Consider the following 16,719-nt stretch of genomic DNA (forward strand, 5'->3'; position numbering starts at 1 on the left):
CGGTTCATGCGTTTTGTTTGGAAATGAATTGCCGGAACCGTTCGCTTTTGGGGTTGCCAAAAACCTCGTCGGGCGTGCCTTCTTCTTCAATCACGCCCTGACGCAGAAACACGACACGGCTGGAAACATCCCGGGCGAAGCCCATCTCGTGGGTCACGACCAGCATGGTGCGCCCCTCTGCCGCCAGATCGCGCATGACCTTCAGCACCTCGGCCACCAGCTCGGGATCGAGCGCGGAGGTTGGTTCATCGAACAGCATGATCTTCGGACGCATCGCTAACGCGCGGGCAATTGCGGCGCGTTGCTGCTGGCCGCCGGAAAGATGCGCGGGATAGAAATTGCGCTTATCGGCTATGCCGACCCGCTCCAACAGTGCTTCGGCTTCGGTAATGCACTCCGACCGGTTTCGCTTCTGCACATACACAGGCGCCTCGATCAGATTTTCAAGGATGGTCAGGTGCGACCACAGATTAAACGACTGGAACACCATGGTCGCCTGACCGCGCAGCCGCTGAACCTGTTGTGCATCAGCAGGACGAGGCGCACGTCCCGGCTGTTGGTCGAGCTTATACGCCTCTCCATGAATAGCCACGCTGCCCGCATCCGGCACTTCCAGCATATTAATGCAACGCAGCAGTGTGGATTTGCCGGATCCTGATGCTCCCAGAATGGAGATGACTTCACCCTGATGTGCCTGCAAGGAAACTGAATGCAGAACCTTGTGCGCGCCGTAGCATTTTTCGAGGTTCTTGATCTCGACTGCAGGCGTTTCGAAACGTTGCATTATGAGTTTCCTCCAGCGGCATGCACGATGACAGGCTGACGCTGGGCCGCCGAAAGGCGGTATTCCAGCAGTTTGAAGATTCTGGTGACCACGAAATTCAAGAGGAGATAGATCGCGCCTGCGCAGATGAAGACTTCGACCGGCCGATAGGTGGCAGAAATCAGCTTGGCTGCCAGCCCTGTCACTTCCATCATTGTGATGGTTGATGCCAGCGCCGTGGACTTCACCATCAAGATGACTTCGTTCGAATAGGCGGGCAGCATCTGCCGCAGAGCCTGCGGGCCAGAATGCGACGGCCGAGTGTAAAGCCGCTCATGCCATAAGCGCGCGCCGCTTCGATCTGTCCGGTCGCGACCGACAGAACGCCGCCACGTATGATTTCGGCGCTATAGGCAGCTGTATTGAGTGCCAGAGCCAGCACCGCGCACCAATAGGGTTCGCGTAGAAACGGCCAGAGAAAGCTCCGGCGCAGTTCGGGAAACTGGCTGAGACCGTAATAGATGATGTAGAGCTGGACCAGCAGCGGGGTGCCGCGCAGCACGAAGATATAACCTCGCGCAATGAGGTCCAGTACCAGATTGCCCGACAGACGCATCGTGGCCAGTATGGTGGCCAGCACGGCACCGCTGATAACTGATAGTGCCATCAGTTGAAGCGTCAGCGGGATACCGCGACAAAGCTGAACGAAACTGTCGAACATGAATGGAAGGTCGAGAAAGCTCATACCGCCCTCCGGATGCCGCGCATCGCGCGTCTTTCGGCGTTCTTGAACAGCAAGCCCGATGCGAATGTGATGACGAGATAAAGCAGCCCGGCGGTCAGGAAGAAGGTGAATGGCTTGCGGGTTGATCCAGCGCCGATTTGCGCCTGACGCATCAGTTCAACCAGTCCAACGACCGAGATCAGCGCGGATTCTTTCAATACGAGCTGCCACATTGCCGATGCCCGGAATGGCGAAGCGCGCCGCCTGCGGAACCATGATGCGGCGAAACAGCAGACGCGGCGGCATGCCATAGGCTTTGGCAGCCTCGATTTCGCCTTTGGGGAGTGCCAGCACCGCGCCGCGATAAACTTCCGCCTGATAAGCGCCCGATACCACACCGATGGCCAGTGCACCGGTGATGAAGATTGGCGCACTGACGAAACCTTGTCCGCCGAACAACGCGCCAATCTGGCTCAACACGGCGCTGCTGCCGAAATAGAACAGATAAATGACCAGAAGATCGGGGATGCCGCGAAGCACCGTCGAATAGCCGTCAGCCGCAATTCTGAGAATGCGCTGCGATGAGAATGAAGCGGCAGCGGCAATCATGCCGAATATTGCGCCTGCCGCGAAACCGCAAAAGGCTACCGCGAGTGTCATGCCGGTGGCCCGGAGCATATCATAGCCCCAGCCGTCTTCGGCAAAACCCAACAAATCGAGATATGCGCTGACCGCACCCAACTGCTTAGTTCCCTTTTTATGTCCGGTGCTTTCGTCGCGCCGATACGTTTATGGGAGTGGTTTGACAGCGGGGCTCAATACAGTCAAATTCGAAATGAAGCCCAGAGCATAACCAAATATTATGGTGAAACATGAACCTGCGTCAGGTCGAAGCGTTCCGAACCGTCATGCTGACTGGAAAAATGACGGCTGCAGCGGAACTGATGTCGATCACTCAGCCCGCCGTGAGCCGCCTGATCCGCGATTTTGAGATCGACACGAAACTCAAGCTCTTCAACCGTCGCGGAAACCAGTTGATCCCTACGCAGGCGGCCATGACGCTGTTGCAGGAGGTCGAGCGGGCCTATGTCGGGCTCAATCGCATCAGGAGTTTCGCCGACGAGATTAGCCGTCAGAATGCGGGCATGTTGCGGATCGCGGCCATGCCCGCGCTTGCAAACGGGATCATGCCGCGCTTTCTTGCCCGCTTTCTTAAGGAAAGGCCCAATATCCATGCCTCTCTCAATGGCATTCCTCTGCAATGGTGGTCGAAGCCGTCGCATCGGGTCAGGTCGATTTAGGCTTTGCCGATGGTCCGCTTGACAGACCCGGTTTCAATATTGAAACCCGGGCCATACCGGCAGTTGTCGCTGTCCCGCTGGGGCATCGTCTCGCAGACTATCCGGAGGTTTCACCGGATGATCTCGCCGATGAACGTATGATCACGCTGGAGCCGGGGTCGCTGTTTGCCATGCGTGTGGAAGTTGCGCTTGCGCGCATTCCACGGTCGGCCACCATTGAGACACGCCTGTCGCACACAGCGCTGACGCTTGTGGCCGAAGGTGTCGGTATAACGATCATCGATCCGTCGTCGGCAACCGATTTTCGCGGACGCGGTGTGGCGATCCGGCCTTTCACAAGCTTCGTCGACGCCGGTTTTTTGGTCATTCGCCGCAGTAATGGCCCTGATAACAGCCTGGCTCAACGGTTCATAGACGAGTTCTGGGCCTATCATGAAACGCTGCTTGCGCAGCCTTGAAGATAGGGGGCTTTGGGGGGCTCAATCCTGGTAGATGCGCTCCTCAAGGGGTGTTGATGCAATGATAGATTTCAGTCCGGCCAGCATGGCCTTTTCCGCCTTGTTGAGGTTGGCTTCAGGATTGTGGATCAGGAAAACATCGATGGCAGGAGGGTTGTCGTAAGGCGGCAGACGCCAGAGAAGGCCGTCATCGATCTCGCGTCGCGCGACATGCAATGGAAGTGGACCGATGCCAAGCCCGGTGATGATCATCCTGCGCACTTCTTCGAGGCTCGACGAGGTGCCGACCACATCCGGTGAAAGTCGCGCCTCACTGCGCAACAGGGCTACGGGTCGCAGCGCGTCTGCAATATGATCTGTCTGGAACGAAACCGATGGTTCTCCCTTCAGATCGGCAAGGGTCAGTCCGGACTGGCCGAACATCCGGTGCCGGGGCCCGCAGAAAAACCCGAAGAACTCACGATAGACCATGGTGTAGTCGAGCGCGGGATCGCGATTACTCACCAGACCAAGGCCGAAAGAAGCGCGCTTCTCGCGCACAAGCCGCGCGACTTCTGTACTGGCGGATACGTTGATCGTCAGTGTCGCATTGGGATGCTGTTCATGAAACAGCGCGAGCGCCTGATCGAAGATCGGCGATATGATGTGGCTGGCGACAGAGATGGTGACATGGCCAGTAACATTGTCACCGACACCGCGCACCAGTTGCGGCAGCTGTGAAATGGCGCCGAAGACCTCAATGCTCTGTTCGTAAAGCAGTTTGCCGACGTCCGTCAGTTCAAAATGGGTTGCGTCGCGCTCCACCAGCCGCTGGCCGATGCGGTCTTCCAATCGGCGCAACGCATTGCTTACGCTTGGTTGTTTGAGGTTGAGACGCTCTGCCGCGCGGGTGATGCTTTTTACTTCAGCAATCACCACAAAACTGCGCAGAAGGTTCCAGTCCAGATCCCAGACAAGGCGTTCAGGGCGATGCAGCGACATGAGGTCATCCATTCATGAAATCTATGCAATCTATTCCCATTATCTATTTGCGAAATGCATCCATAAAAGCAATCATGAATATTGGAAGGCATCAAATAGCCTCAAGAAAAACAAACAAGAGGAAGTCGGGAACAGCATGTTTAACAAATTCACGGGTTTCATTGCTGCGGCCGCGATTGCCGCCACTGCAGTTTTTGCGGTTGCGCCCGCACAGGCGGATGATCTTGAAAAGATCAAGGCATCGGGCGAACTGAAGATCGCCATGAGCGGCCAGTACCCGCCGTTCAATTTCGTCAATGAAAAGAACGAGGTCGTGGGCTTCGACGCCTCCATCGGTTCGGCGATTGCCGAGCGCATGCAGTTGAAGCCGCAGCTCATCACCACCGCATGGGATGGTATTGTCGCCGGCCTTCGGGCAGGCAAGTTCGATACGGTGGTTGGCTCCATGACGATTACGCCGGAACGCGAGAAGGCTGTGGATTTCGTGGGACCTTACTATCATGCGGGCCGCGCGGTTTTCGTGAAGGAAGATTCCGCCGTTCAGAAGCTCGACGATCTCAAGGGCAAGACACTGGGCGTAACGCTTGGTGAAACCCATGAAAAAATGGGCGCGCGAACAGGGGGGGGCTGGACCATTCGCACCTATAAGGGTCTGCCGGAGCTGATGCTCGAACTGAATGCCGGTCGTGTCGACGCCATCGTCGTCGACAACATCCCGGTCATGGTGGCGATCAAGGAAACCGGCCAGAAGGTCCGCAGGCTCGATACGCCTGATATCGAAGGCGGCAGCGTTGCGATCGGTATCGCCATCCGCAAGAACAATCCAGAGCTGAAGGCTGCAATGCAGAAGGCTCTCGACGAGATCATGGCCGACGGCACCTATGAGAAGATCTCAATGCAATGGGTTGGAAGCGATATCCGCTGATGCGTCATCCCGGCCCGGCATATGTCCGGGCCGGTTGAGAACCGATTGACCGGAGTTTTCCGATGGATTTTGCGTTGATGCAGCGCGTCCTCCCGTTCTTTCTGGAGGCGGCATGGGTGACTGTCCAAATTTCTGCTCTGGCCCTGGTGTTGGGTCTGGCCGTCGCGGCGGTCCTCGTTAACGGGCGTCTGTCCCGCTCGGTCATCCTGCGATGGCTTGCGGCAGCCTATGTCAGTGTCTTTCGCGGCACGCCTTGCCTTGTGCAGCTCTTCATTCTCTATTTCGGCGGTCCGCAGATCGGCATCAATCTGGAACCGTTTGCTGCTGGCGTTATCGGGCTTGGGCTGAATATCGGCGCCTATATGTCGGAATCGATCCGCGGCGCAATTCAGAGCGTTGATCGCGGCCAGATGGAAGCTGCCCGTTCCATCGGCTTTGGGCGAGGGCAGACGATGCGGTTCGTCGTGCTGCCGCAGGCAGCCCGGCTGATGATCCGCCCTCTCGGTGTCAATACGATTGCACTCCTGAAGGGCTCGGCGCTGGTTTCCACCATTTCAGTGGTTGAACTGACCTACACGGCGCAGCGTTTCATCGGTTCCACCTACAAACCGTTCGAGATTTTCGGCGTTGCAGCCGTTCTCTACATGATCATCATCTATATCGTGGCGCGCGGGGTCGATCTTCTCGACAAGCGCTTCGCGGCGCAGTGAGGGAGGACTGGATGCAAGCTCTCGATTTCAGCATCGTCGCTCCCTATACGGATCTGCTGTTGACAGGACTTTGGTGGACGCTGGTTCTGACCGTGGCGTCGGCTTTCCTCAGCTTCGTGCTCGGCATCGTATTTGCGCTCGTGGTGCTGTACGCGCCTAAGATTCTCGCATGGCCGGTGCGGTTCTTCATGTGGCTGTTCATGGGAACGCCGCTTCTGTTGCAGCTGTTCCTGATCTATTTCGGGCTGGTTCAGATCGGTATCGATATTCCGGCACTTGGCGCGGGCATCATCGGCCTTAGCCTCCACTTTGCCGTCTATAATGCCGATATCATCCGCGCGGGTATCGTGGCGGTCGATCCGGGTCAAATGGAAGGCGCGCGTTCCATCGGCTTCAGCCATGGTCAGGCTTTGCGCTACATCGTCATCCCGCAGGCGGTGCGCAATACGATCCCGCCCATCGGCAACAATATGATCGTTCTTTTGAAGGATACGTCGCTGGTTTCGATCATCGGTATTGCGGAACTGGTGCACAGCGCGCAGCTTGCCATCAGCGAAACCTTCAGCCCGTTCGAATTCTACATCACCATCGCCGCCATCTACTACGTGGTCAATCTGGTTCTGGAAGCCAGCCTGCGGCGCATTGAAAGAAAAGTGGAGGTCACGCGATGAGCAGCCCCAAAACCGCAAAACCGATGGTCGAAGTGAAGGGCGCCCGCAAAGCCTATGGCGAGCTGGAAGTGTTGAAAGGTATCGACCTTTCCGTGGCGCGTGGCCAGATCGTCGCCATCATCGGCCCCAGCGGCTCTGGCAAGAGCACGCTTCTGCGCTCGATCAATCATCTTGAAACGCTGAATGGCGGTGAAGTCTGGCTTGATGGCATGCAGGTCAATCAACCTGTCACCGGGCAGGCTTTCGAGAAACACATCAATGCCGTGCGCCAGCAGATGGGCATGGTGTTTCAGCACTTCAACCTGTTTCCGCATCTGACAGTGCTGGAAAACATCACGCTCGGCCCCATCAAGCTCAAGGGCATGACGAAGGACGCTGCTCGTACGCTGGCGCTGGAGCTTTTGAAAAAGGTCGGGCTTGCCGACAAGATCGACGTCTACCCCTCGCGGCTGTCCGGCGGTCAGAAGCAGCGTGTGGCCATTGCCCGTGCGCTCGCCATGCAGCCGAAAGTGATGCTGTTCGACGAAGCGACTTCGGCACTCGATCCCGAGCTGGTGGACGAGGTCAATGCCGTCATGAAGCAGCTCGCCGCTGAACATATGACGATGCTGATCGTCACGCATGAGATGCGATTTGCGGGCGAAGTGGCAGATCGCATCCTGTTCATGGATGGCGGTGTGGTGGTGGAAGAGGGGCCGCCGGATCAGATTTTGAGCAATCCGGTGCAGGAGCGTACCCGCTCCTTCCTCAAGAAATATCTGGCCGCGTGAGGTGATGGCATGAACGAGAGAAACGCCAATGAGTTTGCCGATTTTGGGGAATTTCCCGATTTCGGGCTGACCCCGGCGCAGCGACGCGAAGCCGTACTTGGCCATTATTATGAATATCCCGGCATGGACGGGCCGCGTGGCGAAATCTGGTGCTACACCGATGCCTATTCTTATCTGCCGGGCACAACGGTTCATTTGCAGGTGAGTGCGACCGCCTCGCGCTTCGATATCGAAATCGTGCGCGATGGGGCGGTTGAAATGCCTGTCTTCTCAAAGCGCGGGATAGACTGCAAATGGCAGGAAACGCCAGCCCAATGTTCCGTTGTGGGCTGCGGCTGGGAGACGACATTTTCGTTCAAGACGGATGAGACTTGGCCTTCCGGCGCCTATCGCATTACGCTGCAAGCCGAAGGCAATGACGGTCAGCTGATCCATTGCCACCATCTGTTCATCCTGCGTCCTGTGGCAGGCCGTAAGCCCGGTCGTATCCTGCAGGTTGCAGCGACCGGCACGTGGACGGCCTATAATACCTGGGGCGGTTCCAACCACTATCAGGGCATTACCGGGCCGAATGGCGATCAATATGCGACGACGGTAAGTATCGAGCGTCCGTTCTGCCGTGGCTTCGCGCTGTTACCGTCCGATGCGCCTCGCGTGCCGCTGGAGTTTGTGACGCCGCCTGCCGCCCCTCCACGCTATCCGCATATGGAATGGGCCTTTGCCAATGGCTATTCCAAGAAATATGCCTCATCCGGCTGGGCCAGCTATGACAGCCTGTTCTTCCGCTGGGCTGAACGGGAAGGCTTTGCGATTGATCTCGCCAGCCAGCATGAGCTGCATTTCTCGCCGGAAATCCTCGACGGTTATGATTGCGTGGCTTTTGTCGGTCACGACGAATATTGGACATGGGAAATGCGCGATGCCGTCGATCATTATGTCGATGGCGGCGGTCGTGCGGCCCGTTTTGCGGGCAACTTCATGTGGCAGACGCGGCTTGAAGATGATGGCAAGCGCCAGACTTGCTACAAATATCGCGCCCGCGCCGAAGACCCGGTCTATCGCTCCGCCGATCCACGGCGCACCAGCGGTTGCTGGGAAGCGACTGAAACCGGACGGCCTGCTGCCGAAACTTTCGGCCTCAATGCGTTGCGCGGGCTTTATGTCGGCTGGGGCGGTTGCGCCCCGCGGGGCGTACACGGTTTCCCGGTCTATCGCCCAGAGCATTGGGCCTTTGCGGGAACCGGCATCTATTACGGCGATCTCCTGGGCTCGGAAGGTCACGCCTTCGGCTATGAGGTCGACGGGCTCGACTATGTGATCCGGGGCGGTCTGCCTGAACCGGAGGAGGGCAGCGGCGCACCTGATGGATTGCAGATTCTGGCGCTCGGCATGTCGTCTCTCAAGGAAGAGAGCGCGGATATTCCAGCCGACGACCAGTTCCTCTCCGATGCCGATGCCAAATTCGTTGCCGATACGCTGATCGGCGACAATGGTGATACAGCCGTCGAACGCATTAAGCGCGGCTGCGGCATGATCGTCAATTTCCCACGCGGCAAGGGCGAGGTCTTCCACGCCGGAAGCTGCGAGTGGGTAGCGGCTCTCAAACGCGGCGACCGCATGGTCGAGCGTGTGACCGCCAATGTTCTCAACCAATATCTCAAGCGCTGACAGAGTAACGCCATGCTCAACACAAAAACACAGAACGAACGCCCGGCTTCGCATCTTTTCTACCAGTCGCGCCTGCGCAGGCCGCTGGTGGATCGTGCCGAAGGCATCTATATCTGGGATCAGGACGGACGCCGCGTCATCGACGGGTCGAGCGGCGCGATGGTGGTCAATATCGGCCATGGCAATCGCAATGTGCTCGATGCCATGAAAGAGCAGATGGACCGCGTGACCTTCGCCTATCGCCTGCACTTTGAAAACGAACCGGCGGAAGATCTGGCACGCATGGCCGCCGAGCGTATGCCGGAGGGGCTGGACAAGATTTTCTTCGTTTCCGGCGGGTCGGAAGCGGTCGAATCCTGCATCAAGCTCGCCCGTCAATGGGCGGTCGCGACCGGGCAGTGCACACGCTGGAAAGTGATTTCGCGGTTTCCGTCTTACCATGGCGGTACGCTTGGGGCGCTGGCGGTCACCGGTTATGCGGCTTTGAGCGAGCCTTTCGCACCCATCATGCGCGAAATGCCAAAAGTCCCTGCACCGACTGCCTATCTCGACCGCGACAATCTCACGATGGAACAACGCGGCCAGAAATATGCCGACATGCTGGAGGAGAAGATTCAGGAAGAGGGGCCCGAAAGCGTACTCGCCTTTATCATGGAGCCGATCGGTGGAGCATCGACCGGCGCGCTGGTTGCGCCCGACAGTTACTATCCGCGTATCCGCGAAATCTGCGACCGTTATGGCATCCTGCTCATCCACGACGAGGTGATGAGCGGCGCGGGACGTACCGGCAAGTTTCTGGGCGGCGACCACTGGAACTGCAAGCCCGATCTCATCGCGCTTTCGAAGGGTTTCGCCTCCGGTTATTGCCCGCTTGGCGCAATGGCGGCGCCCGGACGCATTGTGCAGCCGGTTCTGGATGCTGGCGGCTTCCTGCACGGCTTCACTTATGCGGGCAATCCACTGGCTTGCGCGGCAGGCAAGGCGGTGCTTCAGGAGATTGATCGTCTCGATCTGGTCGGCAATGCCGCCCATATGGGCGATGCGCTGAAGGGCGAGCTGGAAGGACTGGCGAAGCGCTTCCCGTTCATCGGTGATGTGCGCGGTAAGGGGTTGTTGCTGGCCGCCGAATTCGTGTCCGATCCCGAGACCATGAAGCCGTTGCCGAAGGAACTGAACGCCCATCAGCGCATGGTCGATCTTGCCTATGAGCGCGGTCTGATCATCTATTCGCGCCGCACGCGGGGTGGTGTTGAAGGCGATCACTTCCTCGTCTGTCCTCCGATGATCATAAGTCGAGAACAGGTCGGCGAGATCACCGCGATCCTCGGCGATACGCTGGAGGTTCTGGCGCGTGAACTCAAGCTGCCCGTGAACGCATAAGGAAACCGGATCATGACCGAGAAGAAGAAAACACAGCGCAAGGTGATCATCACCTGCGCAGTGACGGGCTCCGTGCACACTCCAACCATGTCGCCGCACTTGCCGGTTACGCCGGAGGAGATCGCCAGCGAAGCCATCGCGGCGGCGGAAGCGGGCGCATCCATCCTGCATCTCCATGCCCGCGATCCGCGTGATGGCAGACCGTCCGCCAATCCGGACCTGTTCATGCAGTTCCTGCCCCGCATCAAACAATCGACTGCGGCCGTGGTGAATATTTCCACTGGCGGGTCGTCATTGATGACGCTGGATGACCGGCTGGCCGCGCCGCTCAAGGCGCAACCGGAAATGTGTTCGCTCAATATGGGCTCGATGAATTTCGCGCTGTTTCCAGCCCTCGACAAGCCACGCGAGTGGAAGCACGCATGGGAACCGGAATTGTTGGAGGCAACGCGCGATTCGATCTTCAAGAACACCTTCGCGGATATGGAAGGCATTCTGACCAGTCTCGGTCAAGGCTGCGGCACGCGCTTCGAGTTTGAATGCTATGATGTCGGGCATCTCTACTCACTGGCCCATTTCCGTGACCGTGGACTGGTGACTGGTCATCTGTTCATCCAGTTTGTCTTCGGTATTCTGGGCGGTATCGGTGCAGACCCGGACAATCTCATGCACATGAAGCGCATTGCAGACAAGCTGTTCGGCGACGACTATTCCTTCTCGGTTCTGGCGGCAGGGCGACACCAGATTCCGATGATTACAATGGCGGCGGCCATGGGCGGTAATGTGCGTGTCGGTCTGGAAGACAGCCTCTATGACGGACGGGGAAAACTGGCCAAGAGCAATGCCGATCAGGTGCGGCGCATCCGTAGCATCCTTGACGGCTTGTCGCTGGAAGTTGCCACACCCGACGAGGCGCGCGACTATCTGGGCCTGAAGGGTGGAGACAGGGTGGCGTTCTGATGCCAAAGATTGTGTTGGATAGCAAAGCGGGCGTTGTGATCCGGCTCGCCGAACCTGCCGATGCGGAACAGATTCACGAGGCGATCCGCGCGATGGGCGCGGGGCTGGGTGCCGCAGACAAAGCCTCCAGTACGGTAGAAGACTTTCGCCGCCACGGCTTTGGTCCCAACCCGGCTTTTACCAGCCTGATCGCCGAGGTGGACGAGGTATTTGCAGGACTGGCGCTGTTCTTCCCGATTTTCTCGACATGGCTTGGAAAGCCCGGTGTCTTTGTGCAGGACCTCTATGTCGATGAAGGGTTTCGCGGTCGGCGGGTAGGCGAGATTTTGCTTCGCCATGTTGCATCATGGTCGACAACACGCGGCGGCGTCTATCTGCGGCTGGCGGTGGATCGGGACAATGTTGCCGCGCAACGATTTTACCAACGGCTGGGTATTGGCTGGATCGAAGCCGACCTCGATCATGGCGCTTATGGCGAGGATTTTGCCCGTCTGGCGCGTATCAATGCAAATTAGGGAGCAGTCATGAAAGCCTTCTACGCTGTCGAGCAAAAGCGTCACGACCCGAAAGCCTTTCTTTCCAGCGGCGCGCCGAAGCCGAACCCCGAGCAACCGGAGCGCGTCGAGCGCTTGCTCTCCGGCGCGAGGGCTGCGGGCTGCGAGATTATCCGTCCGCACAATCACGGTCTTGGCCCGATAGCTGCCGTTCATACGCCGGAATATCTGGAGTTCTTACAGCATATCTATCCGCGTTGGCGGCGCATCGAGGAGGCTGCGGAAGAGGTCATTCCGAACATTCATCCGTTGACACGTGACGGCCGCTATCCCGCATCCGCCGTGGGGCAGGTCGGCTATCACATGGCTGATACGGCGTGCCCGATTGCTGAACATACATGGGAAAGCGTGTGCTGGAGCGCATGGAGCGCGGTCGATGCCGCCGATGCGGTGCTTGCGGGCGAGGTGGCGGCCTATGCGCTCTGCCGTCCACCGGGGCATCATGCCTTTGCCGATGTTGCTGGCGGCTTTTGTTTCGTCAATAATTCGGCAGTCGCGGCCCAGCATCTACGCTCGAAGGCTGAACGCGTCGCAATCCTCGATGTCGATCTGCATCACGGCAACGGGACGCAAGGCATTTTCTATGCGCGTCCCGATGTGCTGACTGTCTCGATCCACGCCGATCCGCTACGCTTCTATCCATTCTTCTGGGGCCATGCCGATGAACGCGGTGAAGGGGCTGGTCTTGGCTACAACCTCAATCTGCCTCTGCCGCGCAAATCTGGCGATGACGAGTTCCTCGCGTCGCTCGATACGGCTTTTCGTCGTATCGAAGCCTTCGCGCCAGATGCGCTGGTGGTAGCACTTGGTCTTGACCCGTTTGAGGGTGATCCATTCGGCGGATTGTCGGTTACCACTGGCGGTTTCGGACGCATTGCCGAAGCGATTGCAAAGCTTCGGCTGCCAACCGTCATCGTTCAGGAAGGTGGTTATCTTTGCGATGCGCTGGGTGACAATCTCACCGCTTTCCTGGGCGGCTATCAGTCGGTGGCGCGATGAGCGGCCTTGTGTCTTTTATCGGCGTTGTACATCCGTGGATGTGCGACGTCATGGGACATATGAATGTCCGTCACTACGCGGGGATGTTCGACGATGCGAGCTTTCAGCTACTGGGACACATAGCCGGGAAAATCCCGGATGAGGGTTTCGGTTGGGCGGATGTGCGCTCGACTATGGACTACAAAAAGGAAGTGCCCGCCGGGGATTTGCTGACGATCCGCTCTCAGGTGCTGAAGGTGGGGCGTTCATCAATCACGTTTCGCCAGATAATGGCTGGTTCGCTTGATGGGGACCTGCGCGCCATCAATGAGATAACGTCCGTCTGTTTCGACAAGATCGCGCGTCATTCACTCGAACTTGAGCCAGCAATGCGAGCGCGAGCGGAAAGGCTCATGTAGGGCCACAATCTGATCGGCTAGCCGCAGGCATGATCTGCTGCCGAATGGCAGCTAACTCCGCTCATAACGCATAAGCGGACGGTCAGCGTCCGGCCCCATTGCGGCCATTCTAAATGATTAGTCATGGCATTTTCAGATGATAGAATCTGCTTCACTTCTGACTAGTGTTTTCCCTCTTTTGTTGATCAATGAAAGCTAATAGATCGCCGTATTTATAACGAATAGCTTTGCCCACTTTTCGATAAGCTAAGTTTTCAATGCCCTGGACCCGCCAGTTAGCAAGGGTCTTTGGACTTAAACCTAAAACACCAGCGGCTTGCTCAGAAGTCAGCAGATGGTCAAGCTCATAGTTTGTTGAGGGCAGGGGATGTTCTCGAGCACTGTCAGTCTGCGTCGTGAGAAAGCTTAATGACATATTGTATTTTCGAACAAGGTGTTCGGTGAGGCTGAGATAGAGCTGCTCAAGGCTAGGCTGCTCATTTTTGTTATCAGGCTTTTTCGCCATTTATATGAGCTCACCTAACATGGATAGTGTCCGATTACGAAACGCGATGGGAGTTGTTGTTAACATAACAACAAGAATAGTCGAGTTCGACAATACAGAAATTGAGAAGCATCAATTGTAACGACGTGCGGCTCAGGCGGGTTCTGTATGTTCCCGATCGTTTTTCCACAGGGATTTTATGCTGCTTAACACGGTAGTTTTGCAGTGCAAATTACAAGTAACGAAGGTGATTGCTATTTGATTGCTAGCATCAATATGGTGAAAACGAAAACTAGCTAAGTCATTGATTTTATGGTGCCGCTTAGCGGCATCTTATTGAAATAACACAGAAAATCATCCTGTATCAGTTTCTATCATCGCTGTTGCACGCCAGTCGTGTTCTTGTTACGTTCGGTATCAAGGCTTGTCAGCCGTTTTCACCCAAGCGCACGTCTAAAGGTGGATTGCCGGGTGGATTAGATTGGCACTGTGAGGAGCATCTTTGTGCGTTTAATGAATCGCTTGAGTGCAAGAGCAGTAGTTACGTTGGGGGCTGGCAAGCACAATGACGGTGCGGGCCTCTGGTTGCACAAACGCCCAGACGGCGGAGGGCAGTGGGTTCTCCGCATAACCATTCATGGCAGACGCAGGGAAATGGGCCTCGGTTCGGCTCTTGAGGTTTCCTTAAAGGAGGCGAGGGAGGCGGCTGAGAAGTCGCGCGCACTGGTCCGATCAAACATCGATCCTATCAAAGAGCGTGAGCGCCAGAAGCAAGAAGCTACCCGGAATATGCATCTGCTTAAGGATATAGCTCTGGATGCATTCGAAAGCCGTAAGGCTGAATTGAAGGGTGATGGAGATGCAGGGCGCTGGTTTAGCCCACTTGAAATCCATATCTTGCCACGCCTTGGCAAGGTTCCGGTTGCTGAACTCAATCAGACAGACATTCGTGATACGCTTTTGCCGATATGGCACTCAAAAGCTGAAACAGCGCGAAAAGCAATCACGCGGCTACAAATTTGCATGAGACACGCGGCGGCGCTGGGTTTGGAGGTGGATCTACAGGCAACCGATAAGGCACGTGCGCTTCTGGGCAAGCAGCGTCATAAAACCCAAAACATTCCAGCGATGCCATGGCAGGAAGTACCTGCCTTCTACGATACTCTGAACGATGACACAGTTACTCATCTTGCTATGCGCCTGCTTATTCTTACAGGTGTTCGCTCTGGCCCACTTCGCTCAATTCATGAAAGCCAGATTGAAGGTAATGTCTGGACTATTCCTGGTGAGGCGATGAAGGGGCGAAAGGATGCAACTGCTGATTTTCGCGTCCCCCTAACAGTTGAAGCAATGAAAGTGATTGAGATTGCTCGCCGCCATGCGCGTGCAGGCTTTCTCTTTCCAAATGTTCGCAGCGGCGTCATTAGTGACATGACACTTGGTATGTTCATGCGTCGTGCGAAGCTAGATGCTCGTCCGCATGGTTTCCGCTCGAGCTTGCGAGACTGGATAGCTGAGACGACAGATACGCCCTACGACATTGCTGAAACAATTCTCGGTCACATTGTCGGCGGATCGGTTGAGCGTGCCTATCGGCGTACTGACTTCTTGGAACAGCGGCGCATTTTGATGGAGCGATGGTCAAAGCATACGACAGGGCAGAATAACAACATTTTGAGTATCAGCGCGGCAAAGGTGTAAACAGTGATTACTTTTGAAGGCCACAGTTCGTTGTATCGCTTCCATTTGGATTCCGAGTTTGCGATACGCAAGCGATTGGTTGAAAATGATAATGCAAAGGGCGAACTTTCGTGGGCTGACAGAAGGGAGAGCATTAACATTGCCGCTAGATACCTCGTTCGTGACATCTTTCGAAGGGGATTGGAAAAGGATAAAAAATTCCCATCTATCTTGACGAAAGGAGGGCAGCTTTACGAGGCGTCTCCGTTGCTTTTGTCTTTCCCAGAAAGTCCTAATATACCCAATGGTTTGTTCAATAAGGCGAGAAGTGCTGCAATTGAAAAGGGTGCCAACCTAAGTCATGAGCGAGTTTTCGGCCTATCTTCCCTCGCACTGGACTATTGGCATTCTGCCTTCCAAAACGAGAGAGTTTTCAATACCGGACCCTATGCCGTCCAAGCAGCTGCCGCAGCCTTCCCTAGAGTAATCTCGTTGGTAGATTGGCGCACCGGTACTGTTTCGATAAAAGCGCTAAGAGCGCTAAATGATGCTATCAACGCTATGCGCTCGGCAAAAGAGCTTCTGAGCATGTGCGGTAATTTTTTAGCTCTGGAAGAGATGGACTATCTTATTAATGAGTTCGATAAGTCTGATAATCTCCCAATGCTCGAAATGCTCGAAAATTATGATGGGTGTACGGTTGTCGCCCCAACAGAGTGGCTAAGCTTATTAGAATTGTCAGACAAAGAGAGCGCAGAGGCTTCTAGCGCAAGCATGCTTTACGATTTCTCGCCAAAGGACGCCATCATTGCGCTCCTAAGCAAAGATCCAACACTTACTAAGCCTCGCGTGAAATTGAAACTATTCCCAGAAGTTTCAGATAGGCGATTTAATATGTTTTGGACGCAAGCATCTGAAAGTAAACCGGAAATTATGAAGCCAGGAAGGCGCAGCACTAAATCATAACACCGTATCGATACGGTTTTTAATTCGTGTAGGCTATTTGTTGTTTGTTCGTTCCAGCACCTTTCACCTCGTATCAACTGATTTCGAGGATGAAGCATGCAAATCACCGACCCGCTTTTGACTGCCCGTGAAGGCGCTAAAATCCTTCAGGTGAGCATCCCTACTTTTTACCGCCGCATCGCTGACGGCACGCTGCCAAAGCCTATCAAGATGGGTAGTCTTTCCCGCTGGGCGCAGTCGGAAATCAACGCAGCAATCGAAGACGCCAAAGCCAAACGCCACGCTGCATAAAAAACGACCCCGCCAGACAAGGACGGGGCCGAAGGG

18 protein-coding genes and 2 pseudogenes are annotated in these 16,719 nt (G+C 56.1%); 15 read left to right on the forward strand and 5 right to left on the reverse strand.

The window, feature by feature from the left end; translation table 11 throughout:
* Positions 1 to 4: 4 nt before the first annotated feature.
* The 3 genes and pseudogenes from C9380_RS13195 to C9380_RS13205 all read right to left on the reverse strand — a co-directional run bounded on the left by C9380_RS13195 (position 5) and on the right by C9380_RS13205 (position 2,228).
* Entirely contained in the window at positions 5 to 784 is a 780-nt protein-coding gene (locus C9380_RS13195) for an ABC transporter ATP-binding protein (protein WP_100557333.1), read from the reverse strand.
* Positions 784 to 1,508: pseudogene (locus tag C9380_RS13200) on the reverse strand (ABC transporter permease). The gene C9380_RS13195 and the pseudogene C9380_RS13200 overlap by 1 nt, the downstream one beginning before the upstream one ends.
* A pseudogene (locus C9380_RS13205) lies at positions 1,505 to 2,228 on the reverse strand (ABC transporter permease). Before C9380_RS13205 ends, C9380_RS13200 begins: the two co-directional pseudogenes overlap by 4 nt.
* Positions 2,229 to 2,359: 131 nt before the next feature.
* Here C9380_RS13205 and C9380_RS28335 point away from each other — a divergent pair.
* Together C9380_RS28335 and C9380_RS28340 are read left to right on the forward strand one after the other, a co-directional pair.
* A complete protein-coding gene (locus C9380_RS28335; RefSeq protein ID WP_290124836.1) occupies positions 2,360 to 2,788 on the forward strand; it encodes a LysR family transcriptional regulator in 429 nt (142 codons plus the stop codon).
* A complete protein-coding gene (locus C9380_RS28340; protein WP_290124837.1) occupies positions 2,749 to 3,246 on the forward strand; it encodes a LysR substrate-binding domain-containing protein in 498 nt (165 codons plus the stop codon). Before C9380_RS28335 ends, C9380_RS28340 begins: the two co-directional genes overlap by 40 nt.
* Before the next feature lie 21 nt (positions 3,247 to 3,267).
* On the opposite strand, the gene C9380_RS13215 is transcribed toward C9380_RS28340, so the two are convergent.
* Positions 3,268 to 4,227, reverse strand: a complete 960-nt coding sequence (locus C9380_RS13215; RefSeq protein WP_105535385.1) for a LysR family transcriptional regulator — start codon at positions 4,225 to 4,227, stop codon at positions 3,268 to 3,270.
* A gap of 136 nt (positions 4,228 to 4,363) precedes the next feature.
* Between C9380_RS13215 and C9380_RS13220 the strand changes: the two genes are divergently transcribed.
* The 10 genes from C9380_RS13220 (at position 4,364) to C9380_RS13265 (ending at position 13,262) form a co-directional block, all read left to right on the forward strand.
* Positions 4,364 to 5,152 carry an ABC transporter substrate-binding protein gene (locus tag C9380_RS13220; protein ID WP_128093729.1) on the forward strand — a complete coding sequence of 263 codons (789 nt, stop codon included), beginning with the start codon at positions 4,364 to 4,366 and terminating at the stop codon, positions 5,150 to 5,152.
* A gap of 62 nt (positions 5,153 to 5,214) precedes the next feature.
* Positions 5,215 to 5,862: an amino acid ABC transporter permease gene (locus C9380_RS13225; protein WP_094542737.1), complete on the forward strand. Its 648-nt coding sequence runs from the start codon at positions 5,215 to 5,217 to the stop codon at positions 5,860 to 5,862.
* Between the two features lie 11 nt (positions 5,863 to 5,873).
* On the forward strand, positions 5,874 to 6,533 hold the full coding sequence (locus C9380_RS13230) for an amino acid ABC transporter permease (RefSeq protein ID WP_128093730.1): 660 nt from the start codon (positions 5,874 to 5,876) through the stop codon (positions 6,531 to 6,533).
* Between the two features lie 23 nt (positions 6,534 to 6,556).
* Positions 6,557 to 7,303: an amino acid ABC transporter ATP-binding protein gene (locus C9380_RS13235; RefSeq protein ID WP_128094429.1), complete on the forward strand. Its 747-nt coding sequence runs from the start codon at positions 6,557 to 6,559 to the stop codon at positions 7,301 to 7,303.
* Between the two features lie 9 nt (positions 7,304 to 7,312).
* Positions 7,313 to 8,971: a N,N-dimethylformamidase beta subunit family domain-containing protein gene (locus C9380_RS13240; RefSeq protein WP_128093731.1), complete on the forward strand. Its 1,659-nt coding sequence runs from the start codon at positions 7,313 to 7,315 to the stop codon at positions 8,969 to 8,971.
* Between the two features lie 12 nt (positions 8,972 to 8,983).
* Entirely contained in the window at positions 8,984 to 10,351 is a 1,368-nt protein-coding gene (locus C9380_RS13245) for an aminotransferase family protein (protein WP_128093732.1), read from the forward strand.
* Positions 10,352 to 10,363: 12 nt separating this feature from the next.
* Positions 10,364 to 11,311 (forward strand): 3,5-dioxohexanoate:acetyl-CoA acetone transferase, encoded by a 948-nt coding sequence (kce, locus tag C9380_RS13250; protein WP_128093733.1) that lies wholly within the window; start codon positions 10,364 to 10,366, stop codon positions 11,309 to 11,311.
* The gene (locus C9380_RS13255) at positions 11,311 to 11,826 is read left to right on the forward strand and encodes a GNAT family N-acetyltransferase (RefSeq protein ID WP_128093734.1); all 516 of its coding nucleotides are present in this window, start codon (positions 11,311 to 11,313) and stop codon (positions 11,824 to 11,826) included. Before kce ends, C9380_RS13255 begins: the two co-directional genes overlap by 1 nt.
* 9 nt (positions 11,827 to 11,835) lie before the next feature.
* A complete protein-coding gene (locus C9380_RS13260) occupies positions 11,836 to 12,864 on the forward strand; it encodes a histone deacetylase family protein (RefSeq protein ID WP_100557324.1) in 1,029 nt (342 codons plus the stop codon).
* Positions 12,861 to 13,262: an acyl-CoA thioesterase gene (locus C9380_RS13265; protein ID WP_100557323.1), complete on the forward strand. Its 402-nt coding sequence runs from the start codon at positions 12,861 to 12,863 to the stop codon at positions 13,260 to 13,262. The genes C9380_RS13260 and C9380_RS13265 overlap by 4 nt, the downstream gene beginning before the upstream one ends.
* A 151-nt stretch (positions 13,263 to 13,413) precedes the next feature.
* Here the strand turns inward: C9380_RS13265 and C9380_RS13270 are convergent, their stop codons facing one another.
* A complete protein-coding gene (locus tag C9380_RS13270) occupies positions 13,414 to 13,767 on the reverse strand; it encodes a helix-turn-helix domain-containing protein (protein WP_128093735.1) in 354 nt (117 codons plus the stop codon).
* Between the two features lie 483 nt (positions 13,768 to 14,250).
* Here C9380_RS13270 and C9380_RS13275 point away from each other — a divergent pair, with 483 nt between their 5' ends.
* From C9380_RS13275 to C9380_RS13285, 3 genes are all read left to right on the forward strand, one after another.
* On the forward strand, positions 14,251 to 15,447 hold the full coding sequence (locus C9380_RS13275; protein ID WP_247877601.1) for a tyrosine-type recombinase/integrase: 1,197 nt from the start codon (positions 14,251 to 14,253) through the stop codon (positions 15,445 to 15,447).
* Positions 15,448 to 15,450: 3 nt separating this feature from the next.
* Positions 15,451 to 16,392: a hypothetical protein gene (locus C9380_RS13280; RefSeq protein WP_128093736.1), complete on the forward strand. Its 942-nt coding sequence runs from the start codon at positions 15,451 to 15,453 to the stop codon at positions 16,390 to 16,392.
* A 96-nt stretch (positions 16,393 to 16,488) separates the two neighbouring features.
* Positions 16,489 to 16,683 carry a helix-turn-helix transcriptional regulator gene (locus C9380_RS13285; protein WP_094509054.1) on the forward strand — a complete coding sequence of 65 codons (195 nt, stop codon included), beginning with the start codon at positions 16,489 to 16,491 and terminating at the stop codon, positions 16,681 to 16,683.
* Positions 16,684 to 16,719 lie beyond the last annotated feature (36 nt).

The organism is Brucella pituitosa, assembly GCF_003049685.1.
GTDB classification, from domain to species: Bacteria; Pseudomonadota; Alphaproteobacteria; order Rhizobiales; family Rhizobiaceae; genus Brucella; species Brucella pituitosa.

Bases quoted from the DNA above. Each gene is read 5' to 3' on its own strand.
- C9380_RS13195 (WP_100557333.1), bottom strand. From the start codon at position 784: ATGCAACGTTTCGAAACGCCTGCAGTCGAGATCAAGAACCTCGAAAAA.
- C9380_RS28335 (WP_290124836.1), top strand. From the start codon at position 2,360: ATGAACCTGCGTCAGGTCGAAGCGTTCCGAACCGTCATGCTGACTGGA.
- C9380_RS28340 (WP_290124837.1), top strand. From the start codon at position 2,749: ATGGTGGTCGAAGCCGTCGCATCGGGTCAGGTCGATTTAGGCTTTGCC.
- C9380_RS13215 (WP_105535385.1), bottom strand. From the start codon at position 4,227: ATGTCGCTGCATCGCCCTGAACGCCTTGTCTGGGATCTGGACTGGAAC.
- C9380_RS13220 (WP_128093729.1), top strand. From the start codon at position 4,364: ATGTTTAACAAATTCACGGGTTTCATTGCTGCGGCCGCGATTGCCGCC.
- C9380_RS13225 (WP_094542737.1), top strand. From the start codon at position 5,215: ATGGATTTTGCGTTGATGCAGCGCGTCCTCCCGTTCTTTCTGGAGGCG.
- C9380_RS13230 (WP_128093730.1), top strand. From the start codon at position 5,874: ATGCAAGCTCTCGATTTCAGCATCGTCGCTCCCTATACGGATCTGCTG.
- C9380_RS13235 (WP_128094429.1), top strand. From the start codon at position 6,557: ATGGTCGAAGTGAAGGGCGCCCGCAAAGCCTATGGCGAGCTGGAAGTG.
- C9380_RS13240 (WP_128093731.1), top strand. From the start codon at position 7,313: ATGAACGAGAGAAACGCCAATGAGTTTGCCGATTTTGGGGAATTTCCC.
- C9380_RS13245 (WP_128093732.1), top strand. From the start codon at position 8,984: ATGCTCAACACAAAAACACAGAACGAACGCCCGGCTTCGCATCTTTTC.
- kce (WP_128093733.1), top strand. From the start codon at position 10,364: ATGACCGAGAAGAAGAAAACACAGCGCAAGGTGATCATCACCTGCGCA.
- C9380_RS13255 (WP_128093734.1), top strand. From the start codon at position 11,311: ATGCCAAAGATTGTGTTGGATAGCAAAGCGGGCGTTGTGATCCGGCTC.
- C9380_RS13260 (WP_100557324.1), top strand. From the start codon at position 11,836: ATGAAAGCCTTCTACGCTGTCGAGCAAAAGCGTCACGACCCGAAAGCC.
- C9380_RS13265 (WP_100557323.1), top strand. From the start codon at position 12,861: ATGAGCGGCCTTGTGTCTTTTATCGGCGTTGTACATCCGTGGATGTGC.
- C9380_RS13270 (WP_128093735.1), bottom strand. From the start codon at position 13,767: ATGGCGAAAAAGCCTGATAACAAAAATGAGCAGCCTAGCCTTGAGCAG.
- C9380_RS13285 (WP_094509054.1), top strand. From the start codon at position 16,489: ATGCAAATCACCGACCCGCTTTTGACTGCCCGTGAAGGCGCTAAAATC.